Genomic DNA, 20,037 nt, shown 5'->3' on the forward strand with positions numbered 1-20,037 from the left:
GTCGATGAGCGCGGCGGCGACCTGCATCGGGGCCGCGGTCTGGCTGCTGGGCGGACGCCACTACGGCGTACGGCGGGCACGGCTGCTGCTCGCGGGCGGCGGAGTGGTGACGGCAGGCCCGCCCTCCTGGGAACAGGTGATGGGGGAACTGAGGCGGCTGCGGGGCCGGTTGGGCGCCGAGTGGTGGTCGCTTGCGGCCGGACTGCTGCTCGCGCTGCTGGGGGCCTCGGTGATTCCGGTCGTCGCGGGGGCGGCCGGGGTGCCGGTGCTGCGCCGGCTGCGGTTGGCCCGTCAGGCCGGACGGGCCCGGGAGCGGCGCGCGGACGCGGTGATCGGCCTGTGCGGAGCGCTCGCCGGAGAGGTGCGTGCGGGACGGCAGCCGGGCGAGGCGCTGCTGCGGGCCGCACGGGACTCCGGCGGGCTGGGGGAGGCACAGGCGGCCGTGGTCGCGGCGGCGCGGTTCGGCGGGGACGTCCCGGGCGCGCTCGCTGTCGCGGCCCGGCAACCGGGCGCCGGGGGCCTGCTGGGCCTCGCCGCCTGCTGGCGGGTGGCTGTGGACCGGGGCGCCGGACTCGCGGCCGGCCTGGAGCGGCTGGACGGGGCCCTGCGTGCCGAGCGGGACCAACGTGCCGATCTGCGCGCCCAGTTGGCGGGTGCCCGGGCGACGGCACTGCTGCTGGCCGCGCTGCCTGCCCTCGGGTTGCTCCTCGGCTCGGCCATGGGCGCCGATCCGCTGCGCGTGCTGCTGCACAGCGGGGCCGGGCTGGGCTGCCTGGTGGCCGGAGCTGTGTTCGAGGGCGCCGGGATGTGGTGGGCGACCCGGATCGTACGGGGAGCTGAGGTGGTATGAACGGGCAAGTCGTCCACAGGCTGGGGATGGCCGTGGCCGCGATGCTCGCCCTGGGCTGGGCGGTGTGGCGGCTGGAGGTGGCCCGGCGGGGGCGCCGGGCGCGGCGCCGGGTGGCCGAGCTGCTGGCCTTGGAGATCGCCCGCCCGGGCCCGTCCTTCGAGGTCACCGGCGCGGTACGGCGGTGGCTGCCCGTGGCCGGGGCCGCGTGCGGTGCGTGGGTGCTGGTCGGCGGGATCGCTGGTGCCGCCGTGGGGCTCGGCGTTGCCGCGGGGCTGTGGCGGTGGCGGCGCCGGCAGGCGGAAGCGGACCCGGCGGAAGAAGTCGACACGGCACTCGCCGCCCGTCAACTCCCGCTCGCGGCCGACCTGCTGGCGGCCTGTATCGCGGCCGGTGCCGGTCCGGTGATCGCCGCGCAGGCCGTGGGGGAGGCCCTCGGCGGACCCGTTGGGGACGCACTGGCGCGGGGCGCGGCCGAGGTGCGGCTCGGTGGCGAACCGGCGGACGCCTGGCGGCGGTTGGCCGCGCTGCCCGGCGCCGGAGCTCTGGCGCGGCTGCTGGAGCGGGCCGGCGAGTCCGGGCTGCCCGCGGCCGGGCCCGTCGCCCGCCTCGCCTCGGACGCGCGCGCGGAGTGGGCACGGGCCGCCACGACCCGGGCGCGCCGGGCGGCCGTGCTGGTCTCCGCCCCGGTGGGGCTGTGCTTCCTGCCTGCGTTCATCGCGATCGGCGTGCTGCCCGTGGTGATCGGGCTGGCGGGCGGCGTGGCGGGAGGGGGTGGGGGCTGACAGGGGCAGCGACGGAACGCACGCGATGACGACAACAGAGCTGGAACGAAAGGAGCTTGGGATGCGCGAGAAGGCAGGAAAGCTGTGGGCGCGACTGCGGGAGCGGTGTCGCCGGGACGCGGGGATGGTGACCTCGGAGTACGCGATGGGGATCATCGCGGCGGTCGGATTCGCGTTGCTGCTCTACGAGGTCGTCACCAGCGGCCAGGTCAAGGCGGAGCTGCAGTCCATCGTGAAGCGAGCCCTCAGTGCGCGGATGTGAGCGAGGGGCGGACCGGGGGTTCGTGACCGCGGAGGCGGCCGTGGTGCTGTCCGTGCTGGTGGCGTTCACCATGGCGCTGGTCTGGGGGCTGCTCGTGGTGGCGGCCCGGATCCAGTGCGTGGACGCTGCCCGCACAGGCGCCCGGGCCGCCGCCCGGCAGGACCCGCCCGACGCGGTGGTGCAGGTGACACGGGACGCGGCCCCGCGCGGAGCGCGGGTGACCGTCGGCCGCGAGGGCGACCAGGTCCGGGTGACGGTGGTGGCCAGAGCCCCGGTCCTGACCGGATTGCCGTTCGAGATCCGGGAAGAGGCCGTGGCGGCTGCGGAGGAGGCCGTGGGATCTGGCTCGGGTACGGCGGCGGAGGGGACTGCAGGATCTGGCTTGGGTACGGCTGGTGACCCGGCCAGGGGGTCTGGTTCCGGTACCGCGGGGGCTGCGAGGCCCGGCTCGGGTGCGGCGCACGGAACGGGGGAGATGGGGCCGTGAAGCGCTGCCTGCGTGACCGTCGGTGCTCGGATCGCGGGTCTGCCACGATCTGGAGCCTCGGGGCGATCGCCGTGCTGTGTCTGGTGTTCGGTGCCGTCCTCGCCCTCGGGCAGGCCGTCGTCGTCCGGCACCGGGCGGCCGGCGGTGCGGATCTGGCGGCGCTCGCGGCGGCGGACCACTGGGCCGAGGGCGGTGCTCGGGCCTGCGCCCGGGCCGACCGGGTGGCGGTGGCCCAGGGGGCGCGGTTGGTGCGGTGCGCGATCGTGGGCGAGACCTCGGACGTGACGGCGGCGTCGGGACGGGGGCCGTTCGCGGCGGAGGTCAGGGCCAGAGCGGGGCCGGCGGGACCGGTCCCGCCCGCGCTCCCGGGTCAGGCACCCGCGCCGCCCTCCCGCTCCTTCTGCGGCTCCTCCTCCGGCTTCTCGTCCGGCGCCCCCCGCAACAGCACCGTGAGGAGTCGTACCGCTCCCCTCTTGTGCAGCGGGTCGTTGCCGTTGCCGCACTTGGGGGACTGGATGCAGGACGGGCAGCCGGCCTCGCACTCGCAGGAGGCGATGGCCTCCCGGGTGGCGGTGAGCCAGGCGCGAGCGGTGCGGAAGGCGCGCTCGGCGAAGCCCGCCCCGCCGGGGTGGCCGTCGTACACGAAGACCGTCGGCAGGAGCGTGTCGGGGTGGAGCGGGACCGAGACGCCGCCGATGTCCCAGCGGTCACAGGTCGCGAAGAGGGGCAGCATGCCGATCGAGGCGTGCTCGGCGGCGTGCAGGGAGCCGCCGAGGATCTCCGGGCCGATCCGGGCCTCGTCCAGCTGGTCCTCGGTGACCGTCCACCACACCGCGCGGGTGCGCAGCGTACGAGGAGGGAGGTCGAGTTTCGTCTCGCCCAGCACTTCGCCCGTGATGAGACGTCTGCGGAGGAAGGAGACCACCTGGTTGGTGACCTCGACCGAGCCGTAGCACAGGCGGCCGGTGCCCCACGGCACCTCGATGTCGGTCTCCAGGACGGAGATGGACGTGGTGTCACGGGCGACCGTCGAGTACGGCGGGTCGGCCTGCTCGACCAGGGCGACCGAGTCCTCCAGGTCGAGGGAGCGCACCAGGTAGGTGCGGCCCTGGTGCAGGTGCACCGCGCCCTCGTGCACCGTCGAGTGCGCGGCGCCCGCGTCGACGGTGCCGAGCAGGCGTCCCGTGCCCTCCTCGACGACCTGCACGGGCCGCCCGCCCGCGCCCCGGATGTCGGTCAGGTCGGCGGCCCGCTCCCGGCGCGTCCAGTGCCAGGCCTTTGTCCGGCGTCGCAGCAGCTTCGCGGCCTCCAGCTGCGGCAGCAGTTCCTCGCAGGCGGGGCCGAAGAGGTCCAGGTCCTCCTCGGTCAGCGGGATCTCCGCGGCGGCGGCGCACAGGTGCGGGGCGAGGACGTAGGGGTTGTCGGGGTCGAGGACCGTCGATTCCACCGGTTGGTCGAACAGGGCCTCGGGATGGTGGACGAGGAAGGTGTCCAGCGGGTCGTCGCGGGCCACCAGCACCGCCAGGGCGCCCTGCCCGGAGCGGCCCGCGCGGCCCGCCTGCTGCCACAGGGACGCGCGCGTGCCCGGGTACCCGGCGATCACCACCGCGTCCAGGCCCGAGACGTCCACGCCCAGCTCCAGGGCCGTCGTGGCGGCAAGGCCGAGCAGCTCGCCGGAGTGCAGGGCACGTTCCAGGGCCCGGCGCTCCTCGGGGAGATAGCCGCCGCGGTAAGCCGCGACACGCCGGACCAGGGAACGGTCGACCTCGGCGAGGCGCTCCTGCGCGATCACCGAGATCAGCTCGGCGCCGCGCCGGGAGCGCACGAAGGCGACCGAGCGGACGCCCTGCACCGTGAGGTCGGTCAGCAGATCGGCGGTCTCGGCGGTGGCGGTACGCCGTACGGGCGCGCCCTTCTCGCCGTGCAGCTCGGTGAGCGGGGGCTCCCACAGGGCGAAGACGAGTTCCCCGCGCGGGGAGGCGTCGTCGGCGACCTCGATCACCGGCAGGCCGGTCAGCCGGCGGGCGGCGACGGCGGGCTCGGCGGCGGTGGCGGAGGCCAGCAGGAACACGGGCGAGGCGCCGTAGCGCGCGCACAGGCGGCGCAGCCGGCGCAGCACCTGGGCGACGTGCGAGCCGAAGACGCCCCGATAGGTGTGGCACTCGTCGATGACGACGTACTTGAGCGACTTCAGGAAGGAGGACCAGCGCGGGTGGGAGGGCAATATGCCCCGGTGCAGCATGTCGGGGTTGGTGAGGACGTAGTTGGCGTACTGGCGGATCCACTCGCGTTCCTCGAACGGGGTGTCGCCGTCGTACACGGCCGGGCGCACCGCGCTGCCCAGCGGTTGTGAAAGTTCCTTCACCGACCGGCACTGGTCCGCCGCGAGCGCCTTCGTGGGGGCGAGGTACAGGGCGGTGGCGCCGCGGCCGTTGGGGGCCTCGGATCCGTCCAGGAGGGCCGACAGGACCGGCACGAGGTAGGCAAGGGACTTGCCCGAGGCGGTGCCGGTGGCGACGACCACCGAGTCGCCGTCCAGGGCGTGCTCGGCGGCCAGCGCCTGGTGGGCCCAGGGGTGCTCGATGCCGCACGCTTGCACGGCCGCGATCACTTCCGAGCGAATCCGATCAGGCCAGACGGCATGCCGACCCGCGCGCGGGGGCAAGTGCTCCGTATGAGTGATGCGCGCGGAACGGCTGGGCCCGGCGGCGAGCCGGTCCAGGACAGTGCCCGGAGACGGGCGGGACGCCGGTTCCGCCAGGGGTCGATCGGATCGGTGATTCTTGGCCATCGGCACCGAGTGTGTCACTGACGTGACGGACAATGGGGCCAAGGCGTCGTGCACGCCTGCCGGTAAGTGATTGAATGCCATCGCGGCTGGCGTTGCGTCCCGGGGGCCGCAAGCCGAGGTGTCCCGAGGGACGACCGCTCGATAGCAAGGTGCTGGAGGATCCGTGGACCTGTCCCTGTCGACCCGTACCGTCGGCGATCGTACGGTCGTCGAGGTCGGTGGCGAAATCGATGTATACACCGCGCCCAAGTTGCGCGAGCAGCTGGTCGAGTTGGTCAACGACGGGAATTTCCACCTCGTCGTCGACATGGAGGGCGTGGACTTCCTCGACTCCACCGGGCTCGGCGTGCTGGTCGGAGGCCTGAAGCGGGTGCGTGCCCACGAGGGCTCGCTGCGCCTGGTCTGCAACCAGGAGCGCATTCTGAAGATCTTCCGTATCACCGGCCTCACCAAGGTGTTCCCGATCCACACCTCGGTCGAGGAAGCGGTAGCGGCCACCGACTGACCCAGGGCCGCACAGCCGGGTCCGGGCCGTTCGTCGGTCCGGACGCCGGTCGGCCCCGCCCCGGGCCGCTGCGCCCGGGGTCCAGAAGTTCATCAGGGGGTGCGGGCTTTCGGCGGCCCCGCTCCCGTACCGCACGCCCGTAGTCGCGAGGGGGATGCATGGCCACCGTCGAACTTCGCTTCAGCGCGCTGCCCGAGCACGTCCGGACCGCCCGGCTGGTGGCGGCAGCGGTGGCGCGCAGGGCCGGAGTGGACGAGGCCGTCCTGGACGAGGTCCGGCTCGCCGTGGGCGAGGCCTGCTCCCGTGCCGTCGGGCTGCACCAGAGCAACGACATCACGGCACCCGTGAAGGTCGCGCTGATCGAGGAGGAGAAACAGTTCTCCATCGAGGTCGGCGACGAGGCCCCGCACGCGGCCCCCGCCGAGCGGGTGGCCGGCGGCGCTGCCGCGGACGCGGACGTGGAGGCCGAGGAGGACGAGATGGGCCTCGCGGTCATCAGCGGCCTCGTGGACGACGTGGAGGTCACCACCGGGGCGAGCGGCGGCCTGATCCGCATGACCTGGCCTACCGCCCCGCCGGCCGCCGCTCTCGTCTGATGCCGCGCGCACGGCGCTGAACCACCGTGCACAGTTCGTTGAAGGGCCCTGCTGAGCAGGGCCCTTCGTGTTGTTCCGGCCTTTTTTCGGGCGGCCCCGGAATTCGTGAATGAATTCACGATCGATACCCTGATAATTTGATCAAGCATCAATGTGGTCGTCAATGCTTTTGAGGCGTTACCGCTTTCGGGTTCCCTGACGTGACCTCGATCATTTGCTGAAGAGCACAAGAAGGCCAATTCCGCTTACCGCGCCCTGTTTAGATCACGGCTGGGTACCTACAATCCGTCCACATCTTGAGCTCAGCCCAAGCGTCAAGGAGGACGAATGGCGGGGCTTTCTACCCCTCATCAGTTTGGCCACCCCACAACCTTCGCAGCCGCAGTCCTGACCGACGACAACCGGATCATCGTGGCGGTGATCGCGGCCGTCGCCCTGGCCGCGCTCGTGGTCGCGGGCGTCCTGGTGCGCCAGGTGCTGGCGGCGGGCGAGGGCACCGACAGCATGAAGCGGATCGCCGAGGCGGTCCAGGAAGGTGCCAACGCGTATCTGGCCCGGCAGTTGCGCACGCTCGGCGTATTCGCCGTCGTCGTGTTCTTCCTGCTCCTGCTGCTGCCCGCGGACGACTGGAATCAGCGCGCCGGACGATCAGTGTTCTTCCTGATCGGTGCGGCGTTCTCGGCGGCCACCGGCTATATCGGCATGTGGCTGGCCGTGCGCAGCAATGTGCGCGTCGCCGCGGCGGCCCGGGAAGCCACCCCGGCCGAAGGCGAACCCCAAAAGGATCTCACCACCGTCTCGCACACCGCGATGAAGATCGCATTTCGCACGGGCGGCGTCGTCGGCATGTTCACGGTGGGGCTCGGCCTGCTGGGCGCCTCCTGTGTGGTGCTGGTGTACGCGGCCGACGCGCCGAAGGTGCTCGAGGGCTTCGGCCTCGGCGCCGCCCTGATCGCCATGTTCATGCGGGTGGGCGGCGGCATCTTCACCAAGGCTGCCGACGTCGGCGCCGACCTGGTCGGCAAGGTCGAGCAGGGCATTCCGGAGGACGATCCGCGCAATGCCGCGACCATCGCCGACAACGTGGGCGACAACGTCGGCGACTGCGCGGGCATGGCGGCCGACCTCTTCGAGTCGTACGCCGTGACCCTGGTGGCCGCGCTGATCCTCGGCAAGGTCGCGTTCGGCGACTCCGGGCTCGCCTTTCCGCTGCTCGTGCCCGCGATCGGTGTGCTCACCGCCATGATCGGCATCTTCGCGGTCGCCCCGCGGCGCACCGACCGCAGCGGCATGACGGCGATCAACCGCGGCTTCTTCATCTCCGCGGTGATCTCCCTCGTGCTGGTCGCGATCGCGGTCTTCGTCTACCTGCCGTCGAAGTACTCCGACCTCAGCGGAGTCACCGACGCGGCGATCAAGGCCAAGGACGGCGACCCGCGGATCCTCGCCGTGGTGGCGGTGACCATCGGCATCCTGCTCGCCGCCGTGATCCAGCAGCTGACCGGCTACTTCACCGAGACCAACCGCCGTCCGGTCCGGGACATCGGCAAGACCTCCCTCACGGGCCCGGCCACCGTCATCCTCTCCGGCATCTCGCTGGGTCTGGAATCGGCCGTCTACACCGCCCTGCTCATCGGCCTCAGCGTGTACGGGGCGTTCCTGCTCGGCGGTACGTCGATCATGCTGGCGCTGTTCGCGGTCGCGCTGGCCGGCACCGGTCTGCTCACCACGGTCGGCGTGATCGTCGCCATGGACACCTTCGGGCCGGTCTCCGACAACGCACAGGGCATCGCCGAGATGTCCGGCGACGTCACGGGCGCGGGCGCGCAGGTGCTCACCAACCTGGACGCGGTCGGCAACACCACCAAGGCCATCACCAAGGGCATCGCCATCGCCACCGCCGTCCTCGCGGCCTCGGCGCTCTTCGGGTCGTACCGGGACGCGATCACCACCAACGTGCAGGAGGTCGGGGCGAAACTCACCGGGCCGGGTGCGCCGCTGAGCCTGTCGCTGGACATCTCGCAGCCCAACAACCTGGTCGGCCTCATCGCGGGCGCCGCGGTCGTCTTCCTCTTCTCCGGACTCGCCATCAACGCCGTGTCGCGCTCGGCGGGTTCGGTGGTGTTCGAGGTGCGGCGGCAGTTCCGCGAGCACCCCGGGATCATGGACTACACCGAGAAGCCCGAGTACGGCAGGGTCGTCGACATCTGCACCAAGGACGCCCTGCGGGAGCTGGCCACGCCCGGTCTGCTCGCCGTCATGGCGCCGATCTTCATCGGGTTCACGCTCGGGGTCGGCGCGCTCGGCTCCTACCTCGCGGGCGCGATCGGCTCGGGCACGCTGATGGCCGTGTTCCTCGCCAACTCCGGCGGCGCCTGGGACAACGCCAAGAAGCTGGTGGAGGACGGCCATCACGGTGGCAAGGGCAGCGAGGCGCACGCGGCCACGGTGATCGGCGACACGGTCGGTGACCCCTTCAAGGACACCGCAGGACCGGCGATCAACCCGCTGCTGAAGGTCATGAACCTGGTCTCGCTGCTCATCGCGCCCGCGGTGATCAAGTTTTCCTACGGCAGTGACAAGAACATCGGCGTACGGATCGCGATCGCGGTCCTCGCGCTCCTGGTGATCGTCGTCGCGGTGTACGTCTCCAAGCGCCGCGGCATCGCCGTCGGCGACGAGGGAAGCGCCGAGCGGGTCGCCAACTCGCCGGATCCGGCGGTGGTTTCGTAGGCCGATTGACCAGGCCTGCTCAACGGGCGGGCGGGAGGCGCGTACTGACGTGCCGCCCGCCCGTTTTCCGTGTGTGGGCTCGCCCACGTCGTGAGCCTTCTCTCGCATGGTGCAAAGAGTCACAAAAGCTGACTTATGCGCCATCCGGAATGGGGAGGACGTCGCTGCGCCGTGTAGATTCCGGGGCCCGAGAGCCATGGAAGGGACCAATCCGGTGAACAAGAAGCTCGCGGCCGCACTGTCCGGCGGTGCGGTACTGGTAGTGGCGCTGTCGGGATGCAGCAGCAAGAAGGACAGCGGGCCCGATCCCAAGCTGGTGGCCTGGGCCAAGACGGTGTGCGACGCGGTGCCCGCGCAGGACAAGAAGATCAGGGCGGCGAACGCGTCGATCGCCAAGATCGCCACGGACAGCAACCTGCCGCCCAAGACCGCCAAGGACACGTACTCGCAGGCCTTCCAGGACATGGCCGACGGCTACAAGGCGATCGCCGCCGCCATCGGCACCGCCGGGGCGCCTCCCGGGGTGTCCGACGGCGCCAAGCGGCAGCAGGACGCCGCCAAGAACCTCAACGGCCTTTCCGCCTCGTACGCCGACCTGAAGAAGAAGGTCGACGGGCTCGACACCAAGGACCAGGGCAAGTTCGCGAAGGGCCTGCACGAGGTCGCCGACCAGACGAAGGAAATCGGCCGGCAGAGCAACAGCGGCACCGAGGCGCTGAAGCGGCTGGAGCAGGGCGACGTCAAGGCGGCGATCGCCAAGCAGCCCAGTTGCCAGGTCGCCGCGTCGGCGTCGGCCTCGGCGACGGCCGGCTGACATCGGTGGGCGGCCCGCGCTGAGGCAGCCGTCGGCAGCCGCCGCGGGCCACAATGGGGGGCGTGACTGACACCGGCCTCGCCCCCCTGCCCGCCACCGACCGGCCCGACGCCGCCGCACGCCTGCGCGACGCCCTGCTTGCCGCCTCCTTCACCGCAGACGGACTGCTCGATCTGCTCGGCGCCCCCGCCTACGCGGCGCTGGCCCGCAGTGAGACCGTGCCCGCGCTCCGGGCGACCCGCGGCGACACGCCGTTGGAGACGCTCGTGCGCCTGTTCCTGCTCCAGCAGCCGGTGCCCCACGCGCGCGTGGCGGCCGTTCTGCCGGTCGAGGAGGCCCTGGAGACCCGTTGGCTCACGCGTGTGGGCGGCGACGAGGTGGCCGCGACCGTGGACGTACGGCCCTACGGCGGTCCGGGCGGCGAGGACTGGTTCATCGTGTCCGACCTCGGGTGCGCGGTCGGCGGCGCGGGCGGCATCGGGCAGCGGGACGAGCGGGTCGTCCTGGGCGTCGGCGGCGCCTCCATGACCCTCGCCGGCATCACCGTCCGGACGCCCGTCGCCTCCGCGCTCGACCTCGGCACCGGCTCCGGCATCCAGGCACTGCACGCCTCCCAGCACGCCACGCGCGTGACGGCCACCGACCTCAACCCGCGCGCGCTGCACGTCACCGCGCTCACCCTGGCGCTCTCCGGCGCGCCGACCGCCGAGCTGCGCGAGGGCTCGCTGTTCGAGCCGGTCCGCGACGACGAGACGTTCGACCTGGTCGTGTCCAACCCGCCCTTCGTGATCTCGCCGGGCGCCCGGCTGACGTATCGCGACGGCGGAATGGGCGGGGACGATCTGTGCCGCTCGCTCGTTCAGCAGGCGGGGGAACGGCTGAACGAGGGCGGGTTCGCGCAGTTCCTCGCCAACTGGCAGCACGTCGCGGGGGAGGACTGGCAGGACAGACTCAGGTCATGGGTGCCGCGCGGGTGCGATGCCTGGATCGTGCAGCGCGAGGTGCAGGACGTCACGCAGTACGCCGAGTTGTGGCTCCGGGACGCCGGTGACCACCGTGGCGACCCCGCCGAGTATCAGGCGCGGTACGACGCCTGGCTCGACGAGTTCGAGGCGCGCAAGGTCAAGGCCATCGGCTTCGGGTGGATCACCCTGCGCAGGACACAGGCCGCCGAGCCCTCCGTCACGGTGGAGGAGTGGCCGCATCCGGTCGAACAGCCGCTCGGGGAGGCGATCCGGGCGCACTTCGACCGCCTCGACTACCTCCGGGAGCACGACGACGCGGCCCTGCTCGAAGGCCACTTCAAGCTGGCCGCCGAGGTGGTCCAGGAGCAGGTCGGGCTGCCCGGCGCCGAGGACCCGGAGCACGTGGTGCTGCGCCAGCACCGCGGAATGCGCCGCGCCACGAAGGTGGACACGGTCGGTGCGGGCTTCGCGGGCGTGTGCGACGGCACGCTGAGCGCCGGCCGCATCCTGGACGCCATCGCCCAACTCGTCGGCGAGGATCCGGTGTTGCTGCGCGACCGTACGCCCGCGCAGATCCGGCTGCTGGTGGAGCAGGGCTTCCTGGAACCGGCGGTGTGAGGCGCGGTACGGCGGCCGGGCCGGCTGCCGTACCCCGGCTACCCGGGCCGTAGTACCGGTGTCCGGATCACCGTCGTATGCCGGTGGCATGAGCACGACGCGCCGATGCCGGGAAAACGGCCGGAAAAATGCGGTCGGCGGGCTCCAGTGGATCTCGTTCGAGGGTTCGTTCGGTATCGCGTCGACCTTCCGTTCACCCCGATGTCGCCCGTCCGTCTCCCGCGCGTGCCACCCTCCCCGCGCTGGGTACGGGCGGACGGCAGAAACGGGGCGGGCTGAGTCATGGAGAGCGGGTCGGCGATCTTCGCGGGAGTGGTGTTCGCCCTGTTCGGAGGCGCCCTGCTGATGTGGACCGGAACCCGGGTGCGGCGTGGCGAACCGGTCGCCCACGGTGTGAGCCAGGTCGCATCGGCCACTCTCGCCGGCACCGTCGCGGTCGTCTCGCTGGGCCTCGGCGCGTACTGCCTCACCCGCCTCTGACGTCGGCGGCCGTACCGTCGTACGGGTAACTGGAGCATTACGCTCCGGACAGGGGCCGAGGGGTCGCCGGGGACTCCGGGCGGCAGGAATGGCGGTAGTCGGGTTACCGTTCGAGTGGCCGTTGTGGGCTTTTCCCGTTTGACACGGGGGCGGGATGTACCGTCACACTCCGCAGCGTCACACGAGCCAGAAGCACGCCGCGACCCCGGGACGAAGCCTGGGGAGGCCCCAGCGTCGACCGGAGAGAAGAGCGAAGTTGTCCCCGACCAGCGAGACCGCACAGGGCGGCCGCCGACTCGTCATCGTCGAGTCGCCTGCCAAGGCGAAGACGATCAAGGGCTACCTGGGCCCCGGCTACGTAGTCGAAGCGAGCGTCGGGCACATCCGTGACCTTCCCAACGGCGCCGCCGAGGTGCCGGAGAAGTACACCGGCGAGGTCCGCCGCCTCGGTGTGGACGTCGAACACGACTTCCAGCCGATCTATGTGGTCAACGCCGATAAGAAGGCGCAGGTCAAGAAGCTCAAGGACCTGCTGAAGGACTCCGACGAGCTGTTCCTCGCCACCGATGAGGACCGGGAGGGCGAGGCGATCGCCTGGCACCTCCAGGAGGTCCTCAAGCCGAAGATCCCGGTCAAGCGGATGGTCTTCCACGAGATCACCAAGGACGCGATCCGCGAGGCCGTCGCCAACCCGCGCCAGCTCAACCAGAAGCTGGTCGACGCCCAGGAGACCCGCCGCATCCTCGACCGCCTCTACGGCTACGAGGTCTCGCCGGTCCTGTGGAAGAAGGTCATGCCGCGCCTGTCGGCCGGCCGTGTGCAGTCGGTCGCGACCCGGCTCGTCGTCGAGCGGGAACGCGAGCGCATCGCTTTCCGTTCTGCTGAGTACTGGGACCTGACGGGCACCTTCGCGACCGGCCGCGCGGGGGATCCGTCGGACCCGTCGTCGCTGGTCGCCCGCCTCCAGACCGTCGACGGCAGGCGGGTCGCGCAGGGCCGCGACTTCGACTCCCTGGGACAGCTCAAGAGCGCGAACATCCTCCACCTCGACGAGGCGAACGCCCGCGCCCTCGCCGCCGCCCTGGAGAACACCCGCTTCTCCGTGCGGTCCGTCGAGTCCAAGCCGTACCGCCGCTCGCCGTACGCCCCGTTCCGTACGACGACGCTGCAGCAGGAGGCCAGCCGCAAGCTCGGCTTCGGCGCGAAGGCCACGATGCAGGTCGCGCAGAAGCTGTACGAGAACGGCTACATCACGTACATGCGTACGGACTCCACGACGCTGAGCGACACCGCGATCACGGCCGCCCGCGCCCAGGTCACTCAGCTGTACGGCGCCGACTACCTGCCCCCGCAGCCGCGCACCTACGCCGCCAAGGTCAAGAACGCACAGGAGGCGCACGAGGCGATCCGTCCCTCGGGTGATCGTTTCCGCACCCCGGCGGAGACCGGCCTGACCGGCGACCAGTTCAAGCTCTACGAGCTGATCTGGAAGCGGACCGTCGCCTCCCAGATGAAGGACGCGACCGGAAACTCGGTCACGGTGAAGATCGGCGGCGCCGCCGCTGACGGCCGGGACGTCGAGTTCAGCGCCTCCGGCAAGACGATCACCTTCCACGGCTTCCTGAAGGCCTACGTCGAGGGCGCCGACGACCCGAACGCCGAGCTGGACGACCGCGAGCGCCGGCTGCCGCAGGTTGCCGAGGGCGACGCGCTGTCGGCCGAGGAGATCACGGTCGACGGCCACGCCACCAAGCCCCCGGCCCGCTACACCGAGGCCTCCCTGGTCAAGGAGCTGGAAGAGCGCGAGATCGGCCGCCCGTCGACGTACGCGTCGATCATCGGCACGATCCTCGACCGCGGCTACGTGTTCAAGAAGGGCACGGCCCTGGTGCCGTCCTTCCTGTCCTTCGCGGTGGTCAACCTCCTGGAGAAGCACTTCGGGCGGCTCGTCGACTACGACTTCACCGCCAAGATGGAGGACGACCTCGACCGCATCGCCCGCGGCGAGGCGCAGGCCGTGCCGTGGCTGAAGCGCTTCTACTTCGGTGAGGGCACGGGCCACGGCGGTGCCGCCGAGGCCGGCAACGGCGACGGCGACCACCTCGGCGGCCTCAAGGAACTCGTGACCGACCTGGGCGCGATCGACGCGCGCGAGGTCTCCTCGTTCCCGGTGGGCAACGACATCGTGCTCCGCGTCGGCCGCTACGGCCCCTACATCGAGCGCGGCGAGAAGGACACCGAGCAGCACCAGCGCGCCGACATCCCGGACGACCTGGCGCCGGACGAGCTGAGCGTCGAGCTGGCCGAGGAACTGCTGGCCAAGCCGAGCGGCGACTTCGAGCTGGGCACCGACCCGGAGACGGGCCACCAGATCGTCGCCAAGGACGGCCGCTACGGCCCCTACGTCACGGAGATCCTCCCCGAGGGCACCCCGAAGACGGGCAAGAACGCGGTCAAGCCGCGCACGGCCTCCCTCTTCAAGTCCATGTCGCTGGACACGGTGACCCTCGAGGACGCGCTGAAGCTGATGTCGCTGCCGCGAGTCGTCGGCACCGACGCGGACGGCGTGGAGATCACCGCGCAGAACGGCCGCTACGGCCCGTATCTGAAGAAGGGCACGGACTCGCGCTCGCTGCAGACCGAGGAGCAGCTCTTCACGATCACGCTGGAGGAGGCGCAGGCGATCTACGCCCAGCCGAAGCAGCGTGGCCGCGCGGCCGCCAAGCCGCCGCTGAAGGAGCTGGGCGAGGACCCGGTCTCCGGCAAGCCGGTCGTGGTCAAGGACGGCCGCTTCGGTCCGTACGTCACCGACGGCGAGACCAACGCGACCCTGCGCTCCGGCGACAGCGTGGAGACGATCACCCCGGAGCGCGGCTTCGAGCTGCTCGCCGAGAAGCGGGCGAAGGGGCCCGCCAAGAAGACGGCGAAGAAGGCCACGGCCAAGAAGGCCGCTCCGGCGAAGAAGACCGCGGCCAAGAAGACGGCGGCGAAGAAGACGACCGCGGCCGCGAAGAAGACCACGGCGAAGAAGACGACCGCGAAGAAGGCGACGGCTTCGAAGGCGACGGCTTCCGGCTCGGAGGACTGACGGCTTGCGGTTCGGCGGGCTGACGCTCCCCAGGGTCACCCGGTCCGCCGCTCCGGCTTCGCGAAACGAACGCCCCGGCATCACTTTGGTGTCGGGGCGTGCGCACGCCCGGGCGGCCGAGGTGTCGTGTCGGTGGCTGCGGATAGGCTGAACGCATGACGCGAGCCGAGCAGCCAACGGCCCCCACCACAGCACCTGACGACGCCCTCGTCGCGGACTCCCGCGAGCGTGCCGTCCGCGCCCTGCTGCGCCGCCCGCAGTTGAGGCGCCTGTGGAGCGCGCAGCTCGTGAGCGGTGTCGGTGACACCCTCGCGCTGCTCGTGCTGGTCCTCCTCGTCCTCCAGGCGGCCATCGCCGAGGGCTCCTTCGGCGGCGGTTACCGGGGCGTGGCGTTCGCAGTGGCGACCGTCTTCGCCGCGCGCATCCTCGCCGCCCTGCTCTTCGGCGCCGTCCTCCTCGGCCCGGTGACCACGCTCACGGCCCAGGAGGGCCCGCTCGACCGCCGCTGGACCATGGTCGGCGCCGACGGCCTGCGCGCCGTACTGCTGATCACCGCGCCCCTGTGGATCGACTGGACCCCGGACAACGCGCTTGCCGTCCTGCTGGTCACCGCCTTCGTCACCGGCGTCGCCGAGCGGCTGTGGACGGTGTGCCGGGAGAGCGCGGCCCCCGCCCTGCTGCCCGCCCCGCCCCTGGAGGGGGCCACGGTACGGCCGCTGCCGGACCACCTGGACGCCCTGCGCCGCCTCGCGCTGCGCACCAGCTTCCTGGCGATCCCGCTGGCGGCCGCCTCCCTGGTCGTCGCCTCCCTGCTCAACAACCTGCTGGGCACCGGGGTGGCCTGGTTCGACCAGCACCAGGCGGCCCTCGCGTCGTATGTCGCGGCCGGACTGTTCGCCGCGTCCTTGTCCGTGCTGACCTTCCTGGAGCTGCCCGACACGCGCACCCCGCGCGCGCGGTCCCCGCTGGAGGGCCTGCGCCGTCCGCGCACCGGCACAGGTGTCGACAAGGGCCGTACGGGCGCCATCCCGCTGCTCGTCCCGGCCTGCGCCGCCGTCGCCGGGGCCATCGCCGCCGCGGTCGCGGTCTGCGTCCTGCACGCCAAGGACCTGGGCGGCGGCCCGGTCCTGTACGGCCTGCTGGTGCTGGGCCTGACCGGCGGCGTCGCCGTCGGCATCCGTACGGCGTCCTCGGTGCTGCCCTCGCTCTCGCGCCGCCGGCTCCTCGCCCTGTGCATCGCCTTCACCGGCATCGCCCTGCTGGCCGCCGGGCTCGTCCCGGACGTCACCACCGTGCTGCTGATCGTCACGCTGGCCGGCATCTCCGCGGGCGTGGCCGCGAACACCGGGCACGCCCTGCTCGACCAGGAGACCGAGGAATACCGCACGGCGCGCGTCACCGAGCACCTGCACGCGGTGGTACGGGTCTTCATCGCGCTCGGCGCCCTGATCGCTCCCGTGGTCGCGGGGCTCATCGGCCGGCACCGCCTGGAGAACGGCAGGTTCGTCTTCGCGCACGGCGGCGCCTCGTTCACGCTGATGCTGGTCGGCGCGCTGCTGCTGCCGGTGGCCGCGCTGGTGCTCGCCAAGGTCGACGACCGCTCCGGCATCCCGCTGCGGCAGGACATCAAGGACGCGCTGCTCGGCGGCGACGACCCGGTCGAGGCACCCGCGGCGGGCGGTTTCTTCATCGCCCTGGAGGGCGGCGACGGCGCCGGCAAGTCCACCCAGGCCGAGGCCCTCGCGGAGTGGATCCGCGCCAAGGGCCACGAGGTCGTGCTCACCCGCGAGCCGGGGGCCACCCCCGTGGGCAAGCGGCTGCGCTCGATCCTGCTGGACGTGTCCTCGGCGGGCCTGTCGCACCGCGCGGAGGCGCTGCTGTACGCGGCCGACAGGGCCGAGCACGTCGACACCGTCGTACGACCCGCCCTGGAGCGCGGCGCGGTCGTCATCTCGGACCGCTACATCGACTCGTCCGTGGCCTACCAGGGCGGCGGCCGCGACCTGTCCCCGACCGAGATCGCCCGTATCAACCGCTGGGCCACCAACGGGCTCGTCCCGCACCTCACCGTCCTGCTGGACGTCTCGCCGGAGGCCGCCCGCGAGCGCTTCACCGAGGCACCGGACCGGCTGGAGTCGGAGCCGGCCGAGTTCCACGCGCGCGTGCGGGCCGGTTTCCTCACGCTCGCCGCCTCCGACCCCGGCCGGTACCTGGTCGTGGACGCCGGGCAGGAGCCCGAGGCCGTCACCACCGTGATCCGGCACCGGCTCGACACCGTGCTGCCGCTGTCCGAGGCCGAGATCAAGGCTCAGGAGGAGGCGCGGAAGAAGGCCGAGGAGGAAGCGCGCCGCAAGGCCGAGGAAGAGGCCGCGCGCAAGGCCGAGGAGGAGCGCCTGGAGCGTGAGCGCCAGGAGCAGCTCGCCAAGCTGCGCGCCGAAGAGGAGGAGCGCAAGCGCCGCGAGCTGGAGGAGGCGCAGCGCCGCGAGGCCGAACGGCAGGCGGAGGAGGCCCGGCAGCGGGCCGAGGAAGCACGGCGCCGGGCGGAGGAGGAGCGGCAGCGGCTTCTCGCGGAGGAGAAGGCCCGCGCCGAGGAGGAGGCCCGCCGCAGGGCCGAGGAGGAGCAGCGGCGCAAGCAGGCCGAGGAGGAGGCCCGGCTGCGCGCCGAGGAAGAGGCACGGCAGGCCCGGCTCCGCGCGGAGGCCGAGGCAGAGCGCCTGGAGAAGCAGCGGAAGGCCGAGGAGGCTCTGCTGCGCGCCGAGGAGGCCCGCCGTCAGGCGGCCGAGGCCGCGGCAGCGGCCGACGCGGCGGCCCGCCGGCCGAGCACCCCGAAGCCGACGGCGCCGGGCGTGACCCCGGATGCCGCGACCGTGCCGACGCCGGTGGTGTCGCCAGGCACGGACGGGACGCCTCCGCGAGGTGCGGAGGAGACGGTTCCGACTCCGGTCGTGTCTCCGGGTACGGAAGAGACGACGGTGCTGCGGCCGGTGCGCGAGGAGCGCGCCGCAGACGCCCGCAGGGCCGGGTCCGGCCCCGACTCCGAGGTGACGGCCGAACTGCCGCAGCCGCCGGTCGCCTCCGGCGCGGCGGACGAGACGGCCGTGCTGCCGCCGGTGGTTCCGGGTGCGGCGGACGAGACGGCGGTGCTGCCCCCTGTGTCCGCCGAGGAGACCGCCGTACTGCCGCCCGTCCGGGGTGACGACCCGGCGGAGCGGATGCCGCGCGGCTTCTTCCGGGACGAGCGGCCTGCGGCAGGTCCCGACGGCTCCGAGGGCCGTACGCGCGAGATGCCCCAGGTCGACGCCGAGGGCACGCCCCGCCGCCGGCCGCGCCCCGACTGGGCCGAGGAGACCCCGCTGGACGATCTGCCGACGCTGGCGGACGAGCTGCTCGGGTCGTACGACGAGCAGGAGTACGGGAACGCCGGTGAGGACCAGGGCCGCCGGGGGCGGGACCGTGATCGCCGCGGCTGAGGCAACCGAAGCCGAGCGGCGCCCGGGTGGCGGTCGACGCGGCTGAGCGAGGACATGGGGCGGCGCCCGTCGGAGAACCGATGGGCGCCGCCCCGCGTTGTCAGCGGCCTCGCCCGTCCCTGATGGGCAGCGGCCCCGTCGTGCCGTCAGCAGCCGCTCGCTGGTCCTCGCTCGGAGCGCTCACCGTGTCCCCTCGCGCCGTTCACCGGCACTCGCACTCCGGCGCGCCCAGCGGCTGTCCACGCGCCCCGCCCCCCCCGCACGCCCCCTGCTGTCAGTGCCGACCCGCACAATGGATTCCGGAACGCAGAGTGTGACGGAAGGGCGGTGTGACCCATGACCGTGTGGGACGACCTCGTCGGGCAGGAAAAAGTGAGCGCGGTGCTCGACGCGGCCGCGCGGGACGCCGACGCCCTCGTCACGGCCGCCGCGGCGGACGAGCCGCTCCCGCAGGCCTCGAAGATGACCCACGCCTGGCTGTTCACGGGCCCGCCGGGTGCGGGCCGGAACCAGGCGGCGCGGGCCTTCGCCGCGGCCCTGCAGTGCGTGAGCCCCGACCGTGCCCTCGGCGGAGCCCCCGGCTGCGGCTTCTGCGACGGCTGTCACACCGCGCTGCTCGGCACCCACGCGGACGTCACCACGGTCGCCGCCGTGGGCTCCGAGATCCTGGTGAAGGACATGCGGGACACGGTCCGCAAGTCGTTCACCTCCCCGGCGAACGGCCGCTGGCAGATCATCCTGGTCGAGGACGCCGAGCGGCTGAACGAGAAGTCTGCCAACGCCGTCCTCAAGGCCGTGGAGGAGCCCGCCCCCCGTACGGTCTGGCTGCTGTGCGCACCCTCCATCGAGGACGTCCTGCCCACGATCCGCTCCCGCTGCCGCCACCTGAACCTGCTCACGCCCTCGGTCGACGCCGTCGCCGACATGCTCGTACGCCGTGACGGGATCGAACCCGAGGTCGCCGTGGCCGCCGCCCGCGCCACCCAGGGGCATGTCGACCGGGCCCGCCGCCTGGCCACCGATCCGGCGGCCCGCGAACGCCGCGCCGCCGTGCTCAAGCTCCCGCTGCGCCTGGACGAGGTCGGCGCCTGCCTCAGAGCGGCACAGGAACTGGTCGACGCGGCCGCCGAGGACGCCAAGCAGCTCGCCGAGGAGATGGACGGCAAGGAGACCGAGGAGCTGAAGACGGCGCTGGGCGCGGCCCAGGGCGGTCGGCTGCCGCGCGGTACGGCGGGCGTGATGAAGGACCTCGAGGACATGCAGAAGCGCCGCAGAACCCGCACGCAGCGCGACAGCCTCGACATGGCCCTCGGCGACCTGACCGGTTTCTACCGCGACGTCCTCGCCCTCCAGCTCGGCTCCCGGGTCGCGATCGCCAACGGGGACGCCGAGGACGCCCTGGACCGGCTGGCGCGCGGCAGCAGCCCGGAGTCCACGCTCCGCCGCATCGAGGCGATCGCCGCCTGCCGTGAGGCGCTGGACCGCAACGTGGCCCCGCTGCTGGCGGTGGAGGCGATGACGATGGCCCTGCGGGCGGGGTGAGCCGGGCGTACGGTGGTTGACACACCGCGTCCCTCGTACGAGGCCACCATCCGC

At 72.4% G+C, this 20,037-nt stretch carries 14 protein-coding genes and 1 pseudogene; 14 read left to right on the top strand and 1 reads right to left on the bottom strand.

All coding sequences use genetic code 11. The features are described 5' to 3' along the window. Window positions 1-4: 4 nt before the first annotated feature. The 5 genes and pseudogenes from AQI88_RS32775 to AQI88_RS43880 form a co-directional block, all read left to right on the top strand. On the top strand, window positions 5-850 hold the full coding sequence (locus tag AQI88_RS32775) for a type II secretion system F family protein (RefSeq protein WP_208615977.1): 846 nt from the start codon (window positions 5-7) through the stop codon (window positions 848-850). Continuing rightward, window positions 847-1,632, top strand: coding sequence for a type II secretion system F family protein (locus AQI88_RS32780; protein ID WP_067006153.1), 786 nt, complete (start codon window positions 847-849; stop codon window positions 1,630-1,632). Before AQI88_RS32775 ends, AQI88_RS32780 begins: the two co-directional genes overlap by 4 nt. Window positions 1,633-1,693: 61 nt before the next feature. Further along, window positions 1,694-1,894: a DUF4244 domain-containing protein gene (locus AQI88_RS32785; RefSeq protein WP_067006155.1), complete on the top strand. Its 201-nt coding sequence runs from the start codon at window positions 1,694-1,696 to the stop codon at window positions 1,892-1,894. A gap of 22 nt (window positions 1,895-1,916) precedes the next feature. Next, entirely contained in the window at window positions 1,917-2,381 is a 465-nt protein-coding gene (locus tag AQI88_RS32790) for a TadE family type IV pilus minor pilin (RefSeq protein ID WP_398698179.1), read from the top strand. Window positions 2,382-2,389: 8 nt separating this feature from the next. After that, window positions 2,390-2,761: pseudogene (locus tag AQI88_RS43880) on the top strand (Rv3654c family TadE-like protein); the annotation flags it as partial. Here AQI88_RS43880 and AQI88_RS32795 read toward each other — a convergent pair. Next, complete coding sequence (locus AQI88_RS32795) at window positions 2,752-5,253, bottom strand: DEAD/DEAH box helicase (RefSeq protein WP_079057962.1); 2,502 nt, start codon at window positions 5,251-5,253, stop codon at window positions 2,752-2,754. The pseudogene AQI88_RS43880 and the gene AQI88_RS32795 sit on opposite strands and share 10 nt — an antisense overlap. An 82-nt stretch (window positions 5,254-5,335) precedes the next feature. Between AQI88_RS32795 and bldG the strand changes: the two genes are divergently transcribed. From bldG to AQI88_RS32840, 9 genes are all read left to right on the top strand, one after another. Continuing rightward, window positions 5,336-5,677 carry an anti-sigma factor antagonist BldG gene (gene bldG / locus AQI88_RS32800; RefSeq protein WP_010986038.1) on the top strand — a complete coding sequence of 114 codons (342 nt, stop codon included), beginning with the start codon at window positions 5,336-5,338 and terminating at the stop codon, window positions 5,675-5,677. Between the two features lie 158 nt (window positions 5,678-5,835). Further along, complete coding sequence (locus AQI88_RS32805) at window positions 5,836-6,273, top strand: ATP-binding protein (protein ID WP_067006159.1); 438 nt, start codon at window positions 5,836-5,838, stop codon at window positions 6,271-6,273. 327 nt (window positions 6,274-6,600) lie between these two features. Then, entirely contained in the window at window positions 6,601-9,006 is a 2,406-nt protein-coding gene (locus tag AQI88_RS32810; RefSeq protein ID WP_067006161.1) for a sodium-translocating pyrophosphatase, read from the top strand. Between the two features lie 196 nt (window positions 9,007-9,202). Next, window positions 9,203-9,820: a small secreted protein gene (locus tag AQI88_RS32815; protein WP_208615972.1), complete on the top strand. Its 618-nt coding sequence runs from the start codon at window positions 9,203-9,205 to the stop codon at window positions 9,818-9,820. 53 nt (window positions 9,821-9,873) lie between these two features. After that, window positions 9,874-11,403, top strand: a complete 1,530-nt coding sequence (locus AQI88_RS32820; RefSeq protein WP_208615973.1) for a N5-glutamine methyltransferase family protein — start codon at window positions 9,874-9,876, stop codon at window positions 11,401-11,403. Between the two features lie 282 nt (window positions 11,404-11,685). After that, window positions 11,686-11,883, top strand: a complete 198-nt coding sequence (locus AQI88_RS32825; protein WP_067006165.1) for a hypothetical protein — start codon at window positions 11,686-11,688, stop codon at window positions 11,881-11,883. 256 nt (window positions 11,884-12,139) lie between these two features. After that, a complete protein-coding gene (topA, locus tag AQI88_RS32830; RefSeq protein WP_067006167.1) occupies window positions 12,140-14,971 on the top strand; it encodes a type I DNA topoisomerase in 2,832 nt (943 codons plus the stop codon). Window positions 14,972-15,126: 155 nt separating this feature from the next. Next, window positions 15,127-18,441, top strand: coding sequence for a dTMP kinase (gene tmk / locus AQI88_RS32835; protein ID WP_067006169.1), 3,315 nt, complete (start codon window positions 15,127-15,129; stop codon window positions 18,439-18,441). A gap of 336 nt (window positions 18,442-18,777) precedes the next feature. After that, window positions 18,778-19,983, top strand: coding sequence for a DNA polymerase III subunit delta' (locus AQI88_RS32840; protein ID WP_067006171.1), 1,206 nt, complete (start codon window positions 18,778-18,780; stop codon window positions 19,981-19,983). Window positions 19,984-20,037: the final 54 nt, after the last annotated feature.

The organism is Streptomyces cellostaticus (genome assembly GCF_001513965.1).
Taxonomy (GTDB): domain Bacteria; phylum Actinomycetota; class Actinomycetes; order Streptomycetales; family Streptomycetaceae; genus Streptomyces; species Streptomyces cellostaticus.

Coding starts and splice junctions, on each gene's coding strand:
- AQI88_RS32775 (WP_208615977.1), top strand. CDS start 5: ATGAGCGCGGCGGCGACCTGCATCGGGGCCGCGGTCTGGCTGCTGGGC.
- AQI88_RS32780 (WP_067006153.1), top strand. CDS start 847: ATGAACGGGCAAGTCGTCCACAGGCTGGGGATGGCCGTGGCCGCGATG.
- AQI88_RS32785 (WP_067006155.1), top strand. CDS start 1,694: ATGCGCGAGAAGGCAGGAAAGCTGTGGGCGCGACTGCGGGAGCGGTGT.
- AQI88_RS32795 (WP_079057962.1), bottom strand. CDS start 5,253: ATGGCATTCAATCACTTACCGGCAGGCGTGCACGACGCCTTGGCCCCA.
- AQI88_RS32805 (WP_067006159.1), top strand. CDS start 5,836: ATGGCCACCGTCGAACTTCGCTTCAGCGCGCTGCCCGAGCACGTCCGG.
- AQI88_RS32810 (WP_067006161.1), top strand. CDS start 6,601: ATGGCGGGGCTTTCTACCCCTCATCAGTTTGGCCACCCCACAACCTTC.
- AQI88_RS32815 (WP_208615972.1), top strand. CDS start 9,203: ATGGAAGGGACCAATCCGGTGAACAAGAAGCTCGCGGCCGCACTGTCC.
- AQI88_RS32820 (WP_208615973.1), top strand. CDS start 9,874: ATGGGGGGCGTGACTGACACCGGCCTCGCCCCCCTGCCCGCCACCGAC.
- AQI88_RS32825 (WP_067006165.1), top strand. CDS start 11,686: ATGGAGAGCGGGTCGGCGATCTTCGCGGGAGTGGTGTTCGCCCTGTTC.
- tmk (WP_067006169.1), top strand. CDS start 15,127: ATGACGCGAGCCGAGCAGCCAACGGCCCCCACCACAGCACCTGACGAC.
- AQI88_RS32840 (WP_067006171.1), top strand. CDS start 18,778: ATGACCGTGTGGGACGACCTCGTCGGGCAGGAAAAAGTGAGCGCGGTG.